This is a genomic window from Vibrio nigripulchritudo (genome assembly GCF_027924785.1).
GTDB lineage: Bacteria > Pseudomonadota > Gammaproteobacteria > Enterobacterales > Vibrionaceae > Vibrio > Vibrio nigripulchritudo.
On the sequence record NZ_AP027050.1, the window covers coordinates 1,394,810 to 1,410,382 of the forward strand.

General features: G+C 44.0%; 15 protein-coding genes. 8 read left to right on the top strand and 7 right to left on the bottom strand.

The window, feature by feature from the left end:
• Positions 1–17: 17 nt before the first annotated feature.
• On the bottom strand, positions 18–911 hold the full coding sequence (locus QMG91_RS24595) for a LysR family transcriptional regulator (protein WP_281830656.1): 894 nt from the start codon (positions 909–911) through the stop codon (positions 18–20).
• A 98-nt stretch (positions 912–1,009) separates the two neighbouring features.
• On the opposite strand from QMG91_RS24595, the gene QMG91_RS24600 reads away from it, so the two are divergent.
• Positions 1,010–1,978, top strand: a complete 969-nt coding sequence (locus tag QMG91_RS24600; RefSeq protein WP_281830657.1) for an NAD-dependent epimerase/dehydratase family protein — start codon at positions 1,010–1,012, stop codon at positions 1,976–1,978.
• On the opposite strand, the gene QMG91_RS24605 is transcribed toward QMG91_RS24600, so the two are convergent.
• Together QMG91_RS24605 and QMG91_RS24610 are read right to left on the bottom strand one after the other, a co-directional pair.
• Complete coding sequence (locus QMG91_RS24605; protein ID WP_004404326.1) at positions 1,975–2,355, bottom strand: hypothetical protein; 381 nt, start codon at positions 2,353–2,355, stop codon at positions 1,975–1,977. The genes QMG91_RS24600 and QMG91_RS24605 overlap by 4 nt on opposite strands.
• A 92-nt stretch (positions 2,356–2,447) precedes the next feature.
• Positions 2,448–3,029 carry a class I SAM-dependent DNA methyltransferase gene (locus tag QMG91_RS24610; protein ID WP_281830660.1) on the bottom strand — a complete coding sequence of 194 codons (582 nt, stop codon included), beginning with the start codon at positions 3,027–3,029 and terminating at the stop codon, positions 2,448–2,450.
• Positions 3,030–3,631: 602 nt separating this feature from the next.
• Between QMG91_RS24610 and nhaD the strand changes: the two genes are divergently transcribed.
• The 6 genes from nhaD to QMG91_RS24640 all read left to right on the top strand — a co-directional run bounded on the left by nhaD (position 3,632) and on the right by QMG91_RS24640 (position 11,603).
• Positions 3,632–5,059 carry a sodium:proton antiporter NhaD gene (gene nhaD, locus QMG91_RS24615; RefSeq protein WP_004404329.1) on the top strand — a complete coding sequence of 476 codons (1,428 nt, stop codon included), beginning with the start codon at positions 3,632–3,634 and terminating at the stop codon, positions 5,057–5,059.
• A 174-nt stretch (positions 5,060–5,233) separates the two neighbouring features.
• Positions 5,234–6,238 carry a substrate-binding domain-containing protein gene (locus QMG91_RS24620; protein ID WP_004404330.1) on the top strand — a complete coding sequence of 335 codons (1,005 nt, stop codon included), beginning with the start codon at positions 5,234–5,236 and terminating at the stop codon, positions 6,236–6,238.
• A 260-nt stretch (positions 6,239–6,498) separates the two neighbouring features.
• Positions 6,499–6,933, top strand: coding sequence for a hypothetical protein (locus QMG91_RS24625; RefSeq protein WP_004404332.1), 435 nt, complete (start codon positions 6,499–6,501; stop codon positions 6,931–6,933).
• On the top strand, positions 6,934–8,898 hold the full coding sequence (locus QMG91_RS24630) for an OmpA family protein (protein WP_281830663.1): 1,965 nt from the start codon (positions 6,934–6,936) through the stop codon (positions 8,896–8,898).
• A gap of 17 nt (positions 8,899–8,915) precedes the next feature.
• The gene (locus QMG91_RS24635; protein ID WP_004404336.1) at positions 8,916–9,416 is read left to right on the top strand and encodes a Rab family GTPase; all 501 of its coding nucleotides are present in this window, start codon (positions 8,916–8,918) and stop codon (positions 9,414–9,416) included.
• A 15-nt stretch (positions 9,417–9,431) separates the two neighbouring features.
• A complete protein-coding gene (locus tag QMG91_RS24640; RefSeq protein WP_022612484.1) occupies positions 9,432–11,603 on the top strand; it encodes a sensor domain-containing protein in 2,172 nt (723 codons plus the stop codon).
• A 69-nt stretch (positions 11,604–11,672) separates the two neighbouring features.
• Here QMG91_RS24640 and QMG91_RS24645 read toward each other — a convergent pair whose 3' ends face one another.
• Positions 11,673–12,683, bottom strand: a complete 1,011-nt coding sequence (locus tag QMG91_RS24645) for a hypothetical protein (RefSeq protein ID WP_281830666.1) — start codon at positions 12,681–12,683, stop codon at positions 11,673–11,675.
• 448 nt (positions 12,684–13,131) lie between these two features.
• On the opposite strand from QMG91_RS24645, the gene QMG91_RS24650 reads away from it, so the two are divergent.
• Entirely contained in the window at positions 13,132–13,989 is an 858-nt protein-coding gene (locus QMG91_RS24650) for an alpha/beta hydrolase (RefSeq protein ID WP_281830667.1), read from the top strand.
• A 146-nt stretch (positions 13,990–14,135) separates the two neighbouring features.
• Here QMG91_RS24650 and QMG91_RS24655 read toward each other — a convergent pair whose 3' ends face one another.
• The 3 genes from QMG91_RS24655 to QMG91_RS24665 all read right to left on the bottom strand — a co-directional run bounded on the left by QMG91_RS24655 (position 14,136) and on the right by QMG91_RS24665 (position 15,530).
• Positions 14,136–14,471: a hypothetical protein gene (locus QMG91_RS24655; RefSeq protein WP_281830668.1), complete on the bottom strand. Its 336-nt coding sequence runs from the start codon at positions 14,469–14,471 to the stop codon at positions 14,136–14,138.
• Positions 14,472–14,497: 26 nt separating this feature from the next.
• A complete protein-coding gene (locus QMG91_RS24660; RefSeq protein ID WP_004404350.1) occupies positions 14,498–14,812 on the bottom strand; it encodes a hypothetical protein in 315 nt (104 codons plus the stop codon).
• A 382-nt stretch (positions 14,813–15,194) separates the two neighbouring features.
• Positions 15,195–15,530 carry a hypothetical protein gene (locus QMG91_RS24665; protein ID WP_281830669.1) on the bottom strand — a complete coding sequence of 112 codons (336 nt, stop codon included), beginning with the start codon at positions 15,528–15,530 and terminating at the stop codon, positions 15,195–15,197.
• Positions 15,531–15,573 lie beyond the last annotated feature (43 nt).

Genomic DNA, 15,573 nt, shown 5'->3' on the forward strand with positions numbered 1-15,573 from the left:
TGTTCGTATTTGTTGGTCTAGTCAATGTATTTATAACCGTGTTTTTCAAACCAGTCTCCGAGGAAGTTCAATAAGGTACGCACTTTAGTGTTGGTTTGAATATCCTGATGAACCATCAAGTGACAAGGTAATTCTGAAATGGGCATATCTGGTAGCACCCGAACAAGGTCAGGATTCTTTTCTGCCAGCCCTTTATGGGTAGCTGTAATTCCAGCACCTTGATTTAGAAGCTGCCAATGTTGCATCAGGCTGTCACTGCGAAAGCTGAAATCACTTGGAGATAATTCAAAACCATGGAGCCGAGCTTCGTCAATAAAGCTAGTGAAGCGATCAAAACCGATGATCTGATGCTCGCTCAAAGTCTGCAATGAATCTGGCAAGCCGTGTTTCTCAATGTAACTTTGATGGACATAGAAACCTAATGGGATAGAGGGTAGAACTCGAGAGACCAGATCGTGTTGCTTGTGCCTGAACATCCTGACGGCAATATCCGCGTCTCGCTTTGACAAGTTAGATGCCTCGTTCGAGATGACAATTTCAAACTCTATCGATGGATGATGTTCACGAAATGCCACCAATGCTGGTGGTAATAAGAAGTGACCAAACAGCTCATTGACACTAATGCGAACCGTTCCTTTAAGTTCTTCTTTATTTCCCTGAGCAGACCGAAGAAAGTGATCCGCAGCATCTGACATCCCCTGAGCCGACTGGATCAAGGCGTGACCATTTTCCGTCAGATTCAAACCTTGTGTTGATCGTTCGAACAACGCATAGCCCAACTCCTTTTCAAGCCTTTGTACCTGCCTTGTTAGCGTGGGTTGAGAAAGCCCAAGCAACTCCGCCGCTTTAGATAAACTGCCTTGCTCCGCTACCACCAGAAAATGGTGAATCCACTGCCAATCAATATTCATTTATGAATACCTGATATAGAAATACATCCATTCTAAATTCAAAATACTATAGCAATAATCACTTTCAACCGACAAACATCTTTAGGTAGAAATGGATTATGGACAAATCAAAAAATAATCAAAATGCAGAGAATGGCAAAAGCGCTCTGGTACTCGGAATCACAGGAGGCTTTGGGCGATATGTCGCGCTGGCGCTAAAAAACGAGGGATGGGCGGTAACCGGAATCACACGTTCTAAGGCAAAGCTGGATTCAGAATTGATGCAATTCAACATTGTAGAAGGAGACGCAACCGATATTGAGTTTCTCTCGAAGATTGCAAATGGACAGGATGTACTGGTTTACGGGCTGAACCCCGAATATCACCTCTGGAGCAAGTATTGTAAACAGTGGCTTAATACATCTTTAGAAGTCGCTTTAAAACATCGGCTAAAGCTGGTTTTTCCCGCCAATGTTTACAATTATGACCCAGAAAGATCGCCCACTATCTCCGAGAAAACGCCATTTTCCCCCGTATCCAGCAAAGGACAACTGCGGGCGGAGATGGAAAACCAGGTCAAAGATTTCTGTGACGCTGGTGGAAACGCTCTACTGATTCGCACTGGAGATTTTATCGCTCAAAATGCGCCGAGTGCATGGTTTAACTTCCTGGTCGAAATGAAAGAAGATAAAACCATTCTGCAGTTACCAGCGGATGATTCCATAACACACTCTTGGGCTTACCTGCCCGATCTCGCCAATGTTGTCACGAAGCTACTCGAACGAGAAGAGACTCAAAGGTTAGAGACATACCACTATGCAGGCTTGAATATTACTTTCAGAGAGATTGAGAGAAGCTTACAGAAAGTTCGTGGACTTCCGGTGAAAGCCAAACGCTTTCCATGGTGGGCACTGGCGATCATTGGGCTATTTTCATACCAAATGAGAGCAGTACGCGAAATGAGGTATTTATGGCAAAAGCCACTGGCTCTTGATGACACGAAATTACAGAACGCACTCGAAGGCACAGTACTACAGCGTTCATTAGATGAAGTGATAGCGGATCTCGAACTAAAAAGGCAAGCCTAGTCGGCTTGCCTGTTTGATTCATTTTTCGTTTTTATTGAGTCGAAAAAGCCCGGATATTTTTTCCGAATCCGAATTTGTTCAGCAGTCATGTGTTTCAAGCTCGGACCTTCTGCGAGTTTTATCACCAGCTCAGCACCATCGAGTCTAAGCACTTCGCCTTTTATTTCGACGGATTCGCCGCTACTTAGAATAACGACTCCTTCCACTTCTGTTCCTCGCCCTACTTTTACTTCAGACGAGAACAGTAGGCGAAGCCCTTTCTCAGAAATCTCAGTCACGGGGAACTGCTGCCCCCACGCTTTAATACGTGGTCGCTCGGTTTTTGGGTATCTCAATCGGTAATACTGTCGAGTCTGAGTCGAAATACTGTGTCCCATTTCACTTCTTTATGCGTTATAAACTCTGACAGCTTAGCAGATTCTTCAAACGGATTCTTCGCACCTACTCTGAATAATAGGATCGGCTCAAATTACTTTTGAGCTACACCCATCAGAACCGACAAATCGCCTTTTTGGGATTCAATTGTAAATGGTGTCTCGACTGTCACGCTGCTAAAACCAGAAGTTTCCAGTGTCTTCTTAGCTCGCTTAATGGTTATCCCGTGGTCTTCTTTGTCGTTTTCAGCCAACCAGTCCCAGTGAACAAATAAACCACCTTCGTTCAATAGCGATTGAATGACCTTGGCGGTTTCGTCAAAGTTGCCAAGGAATCCACATACGGAAGACGCAACAACAATATCGAACTGACCTCTAAAGGCAGGATGATAGGCGACCAAACCACGCGTGAGCTCATCTACGACGGGCTCGACGTTCGGCAATTCTTTTGCGTCTAGTTGCTCGATCATCTTCTCGGACGAATCAAGCGCGACAATTTCCTTAACCAACGGTGAAAGTTTCTGCGACAACAACCCTGTGCCACAACCAAAATCCAAGACTTTAAGTCCCTCAAGGCTCACCAGCTTTTCGAGCTCTTCGAAAGCCTTCTGAGCATAAATCGCAGTAGAAGCATCTTGCTCCCATTTTTCTGCGTATTCATCCCATTCATTGGACATGGTGTTTTCCCCCAAAATATTTCAAACTTATACCCAAATAACCTGAAGGTATTCAAGATACTTGGGTATAAGCGCAGGCGAAAACGCGTATAGACTAAACCAAAGCGACTGTAGATACACACAAAGCACGACAAAAGTTCATAAAATCGGGCGTTAAGTCTAAATTGTATCAACTGCCTGTTGAGATTATTTCACTTCTCCGCTTTGAGTTCGGTTAAAAACAGCGCACTGTCACCAAACTTTATTCAGTATTTCATCAGTATCCACATTACCAAAACCAATACAACTCTTGTCGTTCTATGGAATTTATACCCGTCAAAAATCCCTTAACGAAGTCAAGCGGACATAAAACTCTGATTTTCATGGAAGCGGAGCCGGATACCCAAGCTACATCACTTTTATACGTGTCTAAGTTGTATAAAATACCCGCAACATCACTTTGTTTGAATGTGTAAACGATTGTCAGAGGTCACCAAATTTTCTCAGCCCTTTCCGGAACTCGGTCAATCAATTCCTGATTTAAACACTTCAGTGATGTATAGCTGCCATAAGATGCAGTCGATATTTTAGGATAAATTAAACCTCAAGGAGTCGAGTAAGTGATGAGTGCTTTTTTACGCCTGCTGATTGTGTTTTCTTCTTTCTTTTCTATTCCCGTTTTAGCTGCTGAGTCATCCACAAGTTACACCACCTCCACCGTTGGGTACGCTTCGCTCATTATTTTTGGGCTCGCATACTGCTTAGTGATGGGGGAAGAATATTTAAAGCTCAGAAAGTCCAAACCTGTGCTGCTGGCCGCCGGTATTATCTGGCTAATGATTGGTTTTGCGTTTCAAGCCAATGGCGAAATAGAAGTGGCTAAGCATGCTTTGGAGCATAACTTATTAGAGTATGCCCAATTGCTGCTCTTCCTGTTGGTGGCAATGACCTACATCAACGCCATGGAAGAACGGCGTCTATTTGATGCTTTACAGGCATGGATGGTGAATAAAGGGTTCAACCTGCGTACTCTGTTCTGGATTACTGGGATTCTCTCCTTCTTTATTTCTCCGATTGCCGACAACCTCACAACCGCCCTTTTGATGTGCGCTGTCGTAATGAAAGTTGGCGGGGACAATACCCGGTTTATTAATCTTGCCTGTATCAACATTGTGGTTGCGGCTAACGCGGGCGGCGCATTTAGCCCATTTGGCGACATTACCACCTTAATGGTCTGGCAGGCAGGGCTGGTTTCTTTCAGCCAGTTTTTGACCCTGTTTGTTCCTTCGGTTGCTAACTACGTAGCACCTGCGCTCATCATGTCTTTCTTTATTCCGAAAGAACAACCTGATGCGGTGAAAGAGGTGGTCGAATTAAAACGCGGTGCCAAGCGAATCGTTGTACTTTTCTTGCTTACCATAGCAACCGCCGTTGCATTCCACGGCTTCCTGCACTTCCCTCCTGTTATCGGCATGATGATGGGGCTGGCATATCTGCAGTTCTTCGGCTTCTTCCTGAGAAAAACTCTCCCTATGTCGCTGGCAAAGAAACGAGCTAAAGCTCGGGCATCACACGATGAAGAGGCACTAAAACGCTTAGGCTCCGTGGTTCCATTTGATGTATTCCGCCGTGTGTCTCACGCCGAGTGGGATACCCTGCTCTTCTTCTATGGTGTCGTGATGTGCGTGGGCGGTCTTAGCCTTATCGGCTATCTCGGCTTGGTTTCAGAAATCATGTACACCCAATGGAATCCGGTTTGGGCTAACGTCATGGTGGGAATACTTTCCGCTATTGTCGATAACATTCCGGTGATGTTCGCGGTGCTGACAATGCAACCCGATATGTCACTCGGTAACTGGCTACTGGTAACTTTGACCGCTGGTGTGGGTGGTAGCTTGTTGTCTATTGGTAGTGCGGCTGGCGTGGCATTAATGGGGGCAGCTCATGGGAAATACACCTTCTTCGGGCATCTAAAATGGGCACCTGTTATTGGTATTGGATACGCCATCAGTATTGCTATCCATATGATGATAAACGGTTCTTTGTTTTAGAGTTATGATTTCAGCGGCTAACCACTTAGCCGCTGAAAATGTAAACGCTTTCCATTCATTTTGTTTCTTTAATTCATTACCTTAGTGCACTGGATCATTGATCTATACGTGAAGTTTGCCTTTTGTTTTCACTAACGGTTACAGTAAAGGGTCACTTTTTTCAGGATCCCATCAATGGCAACAATCAAGGACGTCGCAAAAGCGGCTGGTGTATCCGTCGCCACCGTTTCCCGAGTTATCAACCGCTCACCGAAAGCCAGTCAAAAAGCGATAGAGTCTGTCAGTCAGGCTATGGCGCAACTTGGCTACCGTCCTAATGCTAATGCCAGAGCATTGGTTAGCCAGTCGACAAACACCATGGGTGTTCTGGTCAGTGATGTCTCCGATCCCTTTTTTGGCACATTGATCAAGGCAGTAGACGACGTCGCTCATACCCGCGGAAAGCATTTGCTAATCGGAAACGGTTATCACAATGCCGATGAAGAGCGAGAAGCCATTGAACTGCTGGTAAATAGCCGATGCGAAAGCTTGATTATTCACGCCAAAGGGTTGACCGACGAAGAACTGCTTTCTTACACAAAGGAAGTACCAGGCATGGTGCTAATCAATCGTCACATCCCCGCTATCGCTCACCGATGCATTGCTTTGGATAATTACAAAGGCGCTTATCTTGCCACCGAATACCTGATTCGGCATGGGCACAAAAACATCGCCTGTATCTCTTCTTCCCACCACATTGAAGACGTCGATGCGCGGGTTTCGGGTTATCTTGCGGCACTGCGCGATCACAACATTGAACTGTCTGATCGCTACATTGTTCATCGAAATCCAGACAGTGAAGGTGGTGAAGATGCCATGACTCACCTGCTTACCCAGTCTTTACCTATTTCCGCTGTCTTTGCGTACAACGACTACATGGCGGCTGGCGCAATGTCCATCCTTGAAGAAAACGGATTGGATGTACCTGAAAATGTTTCCATGATCGGTTTCGACGACGGTCCTATTGCCAAATACCTTTCCCCAAAACTCACCACGATACGTTATCCGATACAAATGATGGCAGAGCAAGCGGCAAGGCTTTCGCTGGCATTGGCAGATGGTGAGAAGATCGACAGTGAATCTGTGGTTCTTTCCCCCACTCTGGTCAGACGAAACTCCGTTGATAAGGTACGAGACTAGCGTTCGCTGACTTGTATTGGCTAAATTTTTTTAGAAATATCAACAAACTCTAATACCCTAAAAAAGCAGGGTTATTTCGTAATCAGGTCGTTTCTATATCGCCTGAAGCTCACGTTCGTACCTAAGAATTTTTCCCGTCTCATTTATTCCACAAATTGCCAAATCTCTGAGCACAATATTTGATTAAATCTTAATCACCACATACGCTTATTGATAAAGCTGACTAGCTGGATGCGACCTGAAAATGAAAGGGAAATGGTATGACTAAGCAAGCAAAGAGCTCAGATGTTGAAATTGAGCCTCAAACAAACGGTGCGGATCAACTAACACAAATACAGCAACTGCTTTTTGGGGAACGCGCTGAATCCATCGAAAGTGCTATCGAAGAGCTATCAGACAAAACCAACCAGACCTTTATCCAGTTAGAGAAAAAACTCGATTCCATCAACCTTCAGATTGCCAAGCTGGCAGATTCACTCGAAGGTCTCGCTGAAACCAGCCAGCAAAATAACACTAGCCTAGAGATGCACTTCACACAGGAAGTTGGCGAACTGTCGCAACAACTGCACGATAAACACGAAGAAGCATTGAGCAAAATCGATAGCGTCTCTGAAGACTTGAGAAAGAATAAAGCCGACAGAAAAACGTTGGCAACGCTACTTTCAACCATGGCAGACGACCTCGACGGACAATAAATGATCAGCCGGGACGACTCGCAGATCGAGGAACTCCGTTCTTTGGTGCTCGGAGAGCAGTACGAACGTGCTCTCAAAGACTATTTAGACAAAAACAGCGACACTGAACGTGTCGCTGAAGTCATTGTTGAAGCAATTAAAGCGCGAAACAAAAAGAACAACGAAGTCACCGAAGAGCTTTCTCCTATCATCAATAGTGCTATTGAAGTTTCCATAAATAACAGCACTCAGAAGTTTGCAGACATTCTTTACCCTGTGATTGGAGCGGCGGTCCGAAAATCCGTCAGTGCCACATTCAATCAGCTGATCGCTTCGTTAAATCAGGTGCTTACCCAGAACTTCAGCTTAAAGTCGATTAAATGGCGTTATCAGGCATGGCGGCAGGGAATCAGCTATGCTCAGTTTCTTCTAATGAAAACCTCCGTTTTTCAAGTTGAACAGGTGCTTTTGATTCATCGGGAAACGGGTCTGCTACTCAACTCCGTGGCATTTGAAGGTGCTGAAACCAGCGATCCTGAACTGGTATCCAGTATGCTTACGGCTATCACCGATTTTGTTTCCGATTCATTCAGAGGAAACAGTGACGACACGCTTGAGGGCGTTCGATTGGGTGAGTTGGTTCTGAAAATCGAAGTTGCTCCACACGTTATTCTGGCAGCCGCTGTGCGAGGCATTCCAAACCAGCATTTGGACGTAACCATAGATACCACTGTAGAAAGCATTGAAGAAAAGTACGGTGAACGACTGTCCAACTTCAATGGGGACAATTCAGAATACGCCGAGTCCCAGCCACTGCTTGAAAAATGTCTGATTGGAAATTCGCTCGAAGAAAACGCCAAAGAGCGATTCCCGTGGAGACTGTTCGTTATTCTTCTGCTGTTTATTGTTTTTGGTTTCTACAAGTTATTTGTTCACATCAATGTGAGCAATGAACACGACGTCACCAGACAAATTTTCGAGTTCGAACCTAACTATCTGGTTGTTGAATCCGTCATTGAAGACGAGAACATTACCCTTTCAGTCTTACGCAAACCCGGCTCGCGTGAACCTTCTGAGATTCTTAACAATATCAGCTACCTTCATACCACTCAGGATATTGAAGACAAAGTCGTCGACTTCAACGAGTCCGGTGAAATACCCAGATATCAACTCACTCTTACTGACATCATACGTCACAACATTCTGGCGAATTTGAGTGAAAGTGAATCAGTAAGAGTATGGGTATCCGACCGAGACGTTAAGCTTTCAGGACAGTTAAAACCTTCAACTTTAGCCGGGCTAACCCATTACATAAAACAGGTAGATGGCGACCTGGGAATAGATTCCAGTAAGCTCCAGCTTCTTCCAGATGAGATTTCACAGCCAGAACGACTGCGCAATGCCATAGTGGTCAGCGACATCAAGTCCATGATTGGCAGCAGTGAGTCACTGGCAATTCAAATTGAAAATCAAAAAATTGAGCTAAAAGGTGAAATCTCTGAAACCACAGAGAGCCAGATACGCAGTTATCTGGAGCGATCCGCACCTGAACTATCGATCATTTCTCAAAAGCTCAAAGTGACGCCTGTCATTCGTAACAAAACTCAGGAGTACAATCAGCTTGCTCACAACCTGAGTCAGACCAAGTTTCAGTACGACGTTAACTTGGTCTCTCCGACAGGCGGAAATCAGGACGTAGCGCGTTTTGTCAGTCAGGCAAAATCTCTGGTCAGCCTCGGACAGGAACTGTCGCCGCGTCTGACGCCGATATTCATTGTGACCGGTTTTTCAGACGATGTAGGGACTGTCGAACGAAACATACAGCTCAGTAAAGAAAGGGCTGAGAACGTGAAACAGGTAATGGTAGAAAATGGCATCAATGCCAACCACATCATTACCTTAAACATTAGCAATATTGAGTCATCAGAAAGCATTTCATCCGCATTAAGAAGAGTCACCATTGATGTGATTAACAAGGATTTGTGAAGGATTAGAGGGCACGCATGAAAGCCAAAAAAATCTGCATGATTGGCGCATTTGCAGTTGGGAAAACCAGCTTAGTGCGACGATACGTTGAAAGCATTTTTACCGATAAGTACCACACCACAATTGGGGTGAAAATTTCCAAGAAATATGTCGACCTTAGCCCCGAACCTGTTCAGCTTCTGCTTTGGGATCTGGAAGGGAAAGACGTATACACCAACATTAATACCTCCTATTTGCGCGGAGCATCGGGAGCCATGCTTGTGGTAGACGGCACACGCCCAGACAGCCTGGATGTAGCCGATGAGCTACGAACTCTGATTGTGGACAATTGTGGCGATATACCGATCACATTGATGCTGAACAAGTGCGATCTGGAAGATCAATGGTCAATCGGAAACGACAAAATCACCCGGTTAGAAGAAAAGTCTTCCGCCGTTTTTAAATGCAGTGCAAAAAGCGGGCAAAACGTTGATGAAGCGTTCCAGAAGCTTGCTGAAATCATGCTTGAGCGAGACTGATATAGGGAAATAGCGATGAACCATTTGGAAGCCGTTCTCACCTCACTGAACTACGTTGTACTGGTCAGAAATGAGGATCAGTCATTTTGCTCACTGACACCGGAAGCTGAATGGTTCAGGCAACTATATTGCGAGCAAACAGGCGCAACCTTTAGCGCTAAGAAACTGGATGTTTCTTTAGCCTTTCCTTTCATTGAAAACTTCATTATTGATGCAGACACGGTTTGGGGAGAGCCAGAGTCCAAAGAATCGATAAGCTCTGGGGTATGGACAGAATCAGACGCCGAAGGTGAAGAACTTCAGCTCACAGCAATTGCTTCCAATAATGCTGGTGAGAGCTTGCTGATCATCGAAAATCGGACTGAGCACTTTAAGTTCGAACAGGACATGATGCAAAAAGCCAGAGACATCGCCCTGCTCAATGAAAAACTGGTAACTGAGCTCAACCACAGGCAGCGTAATCTGCAATCCGATATTGCCCGGCTATTTGACGAAAACGCCAGCATGAAAGAAATCAGCGACTCCGTAAAATCGGAGTCTGCGGCCGTTATTATTTTCAACTGCAAGAGCAAAGTACTGAGTGTCAACAACGAGTTTAAAAAGCTCTTTCATATTGAAGACGTGGCGAGCTCCCAATCACTGGCTTTGCTTGAGCGTTGGTGTAACGAAGCCGAACCCGTTTACCCCGAGATGAACCGTGTGCTCACCGCTGGTTCTTTCTGGGAAGGTGAGTTTTCGACCAAAACGATTCAGAACCAAAAACATTTTATCCGCCTGAATATCGCGCCGATAAAAAATGAGCGCCAGCAGGTCACTCATTTCGTTTGTATTGTTCACGACATATCCGAACTTCGTCTGGACGATAAACATGACGACAGTAATTATACTGGCTACGAATACACCACTCAGTTGCCAAACCGACGCTACTTCTGGCGCAAACTGCAAGACACAGTAAAAGCGTCGAAAAAGAACAAGAATACGTACTCGATTCTATATATCGACCTAGATTACTTTAAGCGAATTAACGACAAGTATGGTTTTGAGCAGGGTGACAAAGTACTCAAGCTCATTGGTTCAAGAATTTCGCGCTGCGTAAAACAACGAGATTTTGTCTCTCACCTGGGCGGAGATGAATTCACAATCATCGCAGTTGGGGCAGCAGAACAGCTCAAACCCATGTCTGATCGCCTGCGTCGTTCCATCAGCGAACCTGTTCTGATTGCCGGAGAATCCGTGAGCATTACAGCCAGTATCGGGATTGCCACGGTAGAGGATAAAGTCAGCCTTGTTGAGGTTGTAAAGCACTCCGATCTTGCCATGTCTTCTGCCAAAGAGCTTGGACGAAACCAATGCCGAATTTACACAGAGCAGCTCGATCTTACCTTCTCACTCCGCTTACAGCGTGAGCACGATATTCACGATGCGATTAAAAACGACGACTTCCACTTGCTGTACCAACCTAAAGTGAATGTTGAACCGTGTGACGAATTCAATGTAGAAGCATTGGTACGCTGGGAGCATGCCACCGAAGGCACTATTTTCCCTAATGATTTTATTCCGATTGCAGAAGATTCCGGTCAGATCATTCCTCTTGGGCGTTGGGTATTAGATCAGGCTTGCTATGATGCAAAATCCCTGCTCGATGATGGCATTAATATTCGTATGGCGGTCAACGTATCAACCAAGCAGTTGAAACACCCTGACTTCTATAACCATGTAAACAAAGCTTTAGAAAAGAGTGGATTGCCATCCCACCATCTTGAACTTGAAATCACCGAAAGCGGTCTGCTCGCCGACATTGACTCTATTCTTGATGTTCTGGGCAAAGTGAGACAGCTTGGCGTCACTGTTGCTCTGGACGATTTTGGTACAGGCTTTTCTTCCCTGAACTATTTGCGGCAGATGCCCGTCGACTTCATTAAGATCGATAAAGAGTTTGTCGACGAACTGCCTGCTAATAATCAGAGCATGCTGATCACTACCTCGCTGATAGAACTCGCGCACAGCCTAAACCTAAAGGTGATTGCAGAAGGGGTTGAGACTTTGAAACAGCTCAACTGCCTGACCAAAGTGGAATGCGACTACATTCAAGGCTACTACTTTTACAAGCCATTGCCCTTTAGCCAACTAGAACTAGCGTACAAGACTGAAACGGAAGAAAAACGAATAGTGTTACCCAAAAAATAACCGCCTCTGGTTGAACAGTTGGCGGTTATCTTCAGTTTTAGAAGCCAAATAAACAGCTAAATACCCTTCCTAAACATAGGTGGCGTCGTAATCGCTGTCGGTAAAGACCTGAAACGTATCGGTCGATGTTTCGAAGGTCAAAGAGATAAACTCGTCAGCAGCGAAACTATGAGACTCTAGATATTCCGATTCCTCTGCCGTTAGCGCACGCGCTTCTGTGATCAATGAAAACTGAAAGTATGGCGACCACTCTTCCATCCAAGTGCCCGCATTAGAAATGATCAACCCGAAGCCCGTTTCATTTGCGGCATTGTTGTGAGTCAACATTTCGTTATTCAGAATTAAATTCACATCATCCCCGACGCCAACAATGGCTTCGAAGTTGGAGTACATGACATGATCTTCGAAATTTGAATGTTCATTTCGATTGTTCCCTAACTTCAATACATCGAACCCAGAACCACCATCGACGTTACGAGTCATCTGTGGCGGTGTTCCAGGTTCGTTTGGACCAAACAGTTCTTCGTAAATCGCATCTGATGGGCGTGATATCCATGTGGCAGGAGAGCTCAGGTCCGATATATCGACAATGTCATCCCCAGAACCCGCTTTTATATCAAACTCCGTAAACTGTGAATTTTTAGAATGCGTAAATACAATGTGGTCGTTTCCGGCACCAGAATCGATAGTAAACAGATTACTCCAGAGAGCATTGCTGCTATAAGCAGAAATAGAAATGATATCCGCCCCATCGCCTGTTGTGACTTCGCCACGCTTGGCATTTTCAATTACGACTTCTGAACCCGTATTGTTCGTCAGATTCACATCGATTTCGACAAAGTTACTGATCAAAACCGACTGGCTTTCGCCTTCGACTTTTGCTTCTTTGTAACCCTGTTTGTTCCAAGAATCCGAGCGAATAAATACAGACTGACTTGAGTCATCGAGGTGTTCAATGGAAACTCCATCGCCCGACCAACTATCAAAACCTACGACTGAGGCGGCTGCGTTATCGCCGTTGAGGTCGTTAGCACTACCGGTACCGTCTATGTTGGTTGTTCCAATAAATGAACTGATCATAATTCCCTTTCCATAAGTGTTAGTTTATGTCACCAGAATCATAAATTCAGAATGAATGGCCTTGCATAGTTGGGCGTCAAAATAGTAATAAAATGAGCCTTAATTTTATAAAACTACCAATATGAATCATTTCTTAGTACAACTAAGCTCATCACTGGAGTTAGCTTTCTAAACTAGTGAATTACTTTCGTATTGTTCGATACTTTATCCTTTGACCTTCAGCTTCAAACTGAAATCACAATAACCAAATCAAATCAACAAGTTAATTTAATTCATCAACACTTACATCAAGATATCCAAAACCAGCCGCAAATTTTCTATTTTTACTCAAAACTTCTCTAAATAAATGTCATATGAACTCTCACTCACATAAATTATAAAATCCAAGAGACCTCTCATTCGAGTCTCTGTTTTTGCGTAATGTTTCATAATTTAAGAGGCTTAACCCATGAAAAAATGGATAATTTTTCTTGCTACATTTTGGGCATCAAGTTTGCACGCTTCAGGCTTACTGCAGTGGCCTGAAATAAAGTCGCACACTTTGACTTCCACGGTACTGGAAGAACAACGTAGAGTCTGGGTTTCTTTACCCGGTAACTATCACAACAACCCAGATGCTCAGTACCCGGTTATTTACTTTACAGATGGTTCTTATCTCATTAAAAATATTCAAGGTGCCATGTGGGCATTGAATACTCGTGCTGATGTCCCAGAAGCCATTTTAATTGCCATTGAAAACCCAGATAACACTCGCGCTCGCGATTTAACTCCAACCGTATATACCAATGAGTTTTCACCACCGGGTGCCGTAACGGGTCAAAGTGCACAGTTTGAGAGGTTTATCGTTGAAGAACTTGTACCTTGGGTGAACACGAACTATCGCACTGATGGATTCGAGGTTATCGCAGGTCACTCTTTAGGTGGGCTATTTGTGGTGTCCAGCCTGATTTCACCAGCAGCAAACTCCGTCTTTGAAGGCTATGTAGCAATGGACCCTTCCCTTTGGTGGGACAATCAGGTGATGATAGAGCGTGTGACGACAGCGGCAACCAACATCCAGTCTAACCAGCATATGGTCTACATTTCCGCAGCATGGGAAGAGAACATTCCACCTGAGTTTATGGATTTGTACATCAGCCACATCGGCGGAATTGACACGGTTTCTAAAGTGATTGAAGCTCAATATCCTTTGAGTTCAACTTATCAGATAGAAACAACAGAATCACACAGAAGCATCGTATACAGCAGCCTATATAATGGCATTCGAGCTGTATTCCAATGCTACCCAGAAGTTTGTGTGAAGTAATATAAGACGGTAAATAACGCAGAAGCCCCATATGTAATGGGGCTTCCTACAATTACGATACACACCTGTTTTACATATACACTCTTACATAAGATACTTCGCAATTAGGTGAAACAGACGTATTCAATTTCCTACCACTAGTGTTTCTAAGGGCAACCATTTAACGGACAGACTTCAATCCAACGTAAGTCTTCAGAATTACCCCATAGGTGGCAAGTTCCTAACCCTCTGACATTCGCTAGTGTTTTATCAGCTGCAAACGCAGTGAGAACAAGAGATGCATGTACACTATCTTTGTGAACAGAAAAGCGCCCAGTAGTGGCACAAGATGGACGGTTCGATTCAGAGTTTCCAGCTATCTTAAACAAGATCGCATCATTGACTGAAGCAATATGGACAATCTTTCCACCTTGGCTATTTCCAACAGCAAACACTGAAGATGTAAACAATAAACCAAACAAGACTAACAAATACTTTTTCATTTCTATTTTCCTAATTGACGTCAATTTTAACCTGCTGGGTCAAACTGTGTAACCAAGCAGTATCCCGTTCCATTTTCCCGACCAGCCACATAAACGGTTCCTGATGTTCTACCTGCTGCCCATGCAGTTAGTACCACAGAAGTCAGTGCTGTATGTTCCTGCTTGATCATCATCCAGCCGTAGGGTGAACCTGCGCATTTCGAAGGTAACCCTGAATCCATCATAATCAAAATTCCAGAAGTCACGGCAGTAAGATTACTGATTTTGCCCGACTTGTAATGACCGGAAGCAAATGCGCCAAACGGTAGAAACAATAGAACGAGCCAAGCCAACTTTTTCATAAAATCCCCTTATTAATGTGTCATATATTTAACCAGCGCGATGAACACGAATATACCCGTGAACACAATCTCCTCTCACACCAAATCCTATATTCACTTTCTCTTTTGATGCATAATCCGTTAAAAATCGAGAAAGTAACATTTGTTTTCTGTCGCTCAGTATCGTATACGGAATAACAAAATAGTTAGATTAACAATCTGGGTGAGGTTTAGGTTTACTTTCTAACGTAAAATATATTTTTTTACCATCCGAAAATCCAAATTTTTTTAAGAACACCAACCAAATTCGAATTATAATGCGCAAAGGTAATTCCGTTCGCAATTATCAAAAATACCTATTGCAATATAATAAATATTCATTTATTAACAATTGATACATTAATTAAAAACGCGTTTCTTGAAGTGCAATAAATGCCCCTTCACAACTGCCTTCTTCCGAGTGAATTCGGACCTTTTTACCAGAAATCTGTGCAGCCATTGCAACACTTAAAACTTTATCGATAAACTCAGAGCTGTGGCGACTAAAAGTAAAGCAGGCAACACCTTTACAGTCTTGGTTTAAATGGGTAGCACTATCGCTGAAATAAATACGCAAAGATTTGTCTGTTTTAAAATCGTAAACCTTAACCCATTTTAACGTACCAAAGCCGATATCTTTTGCATTAACAACGGGCGCAAGAAAGCTTAACGCCAATAAAATGATTGGAGTTTTTTTCACAACTATTACTCTTTAAATTTAAGAAAGTTAATTCTACTTATCA